This is a genomic window from Faecalimonas canis, assembly GCF_054601575.1.
In genome coordinates this window covers 1-1,482 of sequence record NZ_BAAHSI010000043.1, presented here as the reverse complement: position 1 = coordinate 1,482, position 1,482 = coordinate 1, and the positions used below count along the sequence as shown (strand labels likewise).

Below are 1,482 nucleotides of genomic sequence, written 5' to 3'. Positions count from 1 at the left end.
GAGACCGTTTCAAGTTTTGTGTAAACGTTAAAAACTGATATAAGATTTGTGAATAGTTACAAATGGGCAGAGCTGATTTTCTAGGTTCTGCCCATATCTGCATTATACAGGAGTTTTTGGGCATGTCAATAAGACCTGCCCAAAACAAGCTGGTTTTACAGGTTGCGTCCAATCAGCCGCTCTTCAAAATAGATTTCAAGCTGGGAGTGGATCTGCCCCCAGTCCTGCCGGTGTCCTGTCCATTTCTTAGTGATATCCATAGTCGCAAGATACAGCATTTTTAAAAGGCTGTCATCCGACGGGAAAACGGTCTTGCTTTTGGTTACTTTCCGCAGCTGACGGTTGAATCCTTCAATCGCATTGGTGGTATAAATCAGGCGCCTTACTGCCTCCGGGTACTTGAAATAAGTGGATAATGTAGCCCAGTTGTCATGCCATGATTTATAAATCTTTGGATACTTGGAATCCCATTTATCTTTGAATAATTCTAATTCATTTAATGCTATTTCCTCCGTTGGAGCAGCATATACAAGCTTCAGATCAGCCATCAGCTTTTTGATGTCTTTGTAGGAAACAAACTTCGTTGAATTACGGATCTGATGAATGATACACTGCTGGATTTCTGTTTTTGGATAAACAGCTTCAATTGCCTGTGGAAATCCATTTAGTCCATCCACACATGCTATCAGGATATCTTCAACTCCGCGGTTCTTTAGTCCATTCATGATGGAGAGCCAGAACTTGGCACTTTCGTTTTCTCCAACATACATACCAAGAACGTCCTTTTTTCCGTTCATATCGATGCCAAGAGCAATGTAAACTGCACGTTTTACAATGCGTCCTTCGCTTCGGACATGATAGTGGATAGCATCCATAAATACGACAGCATACACTTCTTCCAACGGACGTTCCTGCCATTCTTTTACAATTGGAAGGATTTTATCCGTAATCCGGCTGATGGTACTGTCAGAAATATCAATATCATACAGTTCCCGCATATGAGATTCGATATCTCCGGTTGTCATTCCCTTTGCATACATGGAAAGGATTTTTTCTTCCATGTCCTGAGTCACAGTATTCTGATATTTTTTGATTAACTGGGGCTCATACTCACCGTTACGATCTCTAGGGATAACTACATCCATATCTCCATAGCTTGTATGCATGGTTTTGCTGGAATGCCCATTTCGACTGTTATCTGTTTTTTTGTTTCGATAATCATACTTGGAATAGCCTAATTCCTCATCCAGTTCTTCATCCAAAGCACCTTCCAGAAGAACAGACATCATGTCACGCATGATACTGTTTACATCGGTGCCATCTTTGATGCTGATATCATTATTCTTCAGATAATCACGCATCATTTCTCTCATTGCTGCTTTTTGTGGGCTGTCTTTTCTTCTTGCCATAAAAATAACCTCCAAACTGAGTAATTTTATCTTACATCAGTTTGGAGGTTTACACAAACTTTGGGATGCTCCC

The 1,482-nt window shown here is 40.6% G+C and carries 1 protein-coding gene; it reads right to left on the bottom strand.

Annotated features, from left to right (window positions below; genetic code table 11):
• Nucleotides 1–155 precede the first annotated feature (155 nt).
• Complete coding sequence (locus ACYPXO_RS10775) at nucleotides 156–1,373, bottom strand: IS256 family transposase (protein ID WP_459640575.1); 1,218 nt, start codon at nucleotides 1,371–1,373, stop codon at nucleotides 156–158.
• Between the last annotated feature and the right edge of the window lie 109 nt (nucleotides 1,374–1,482).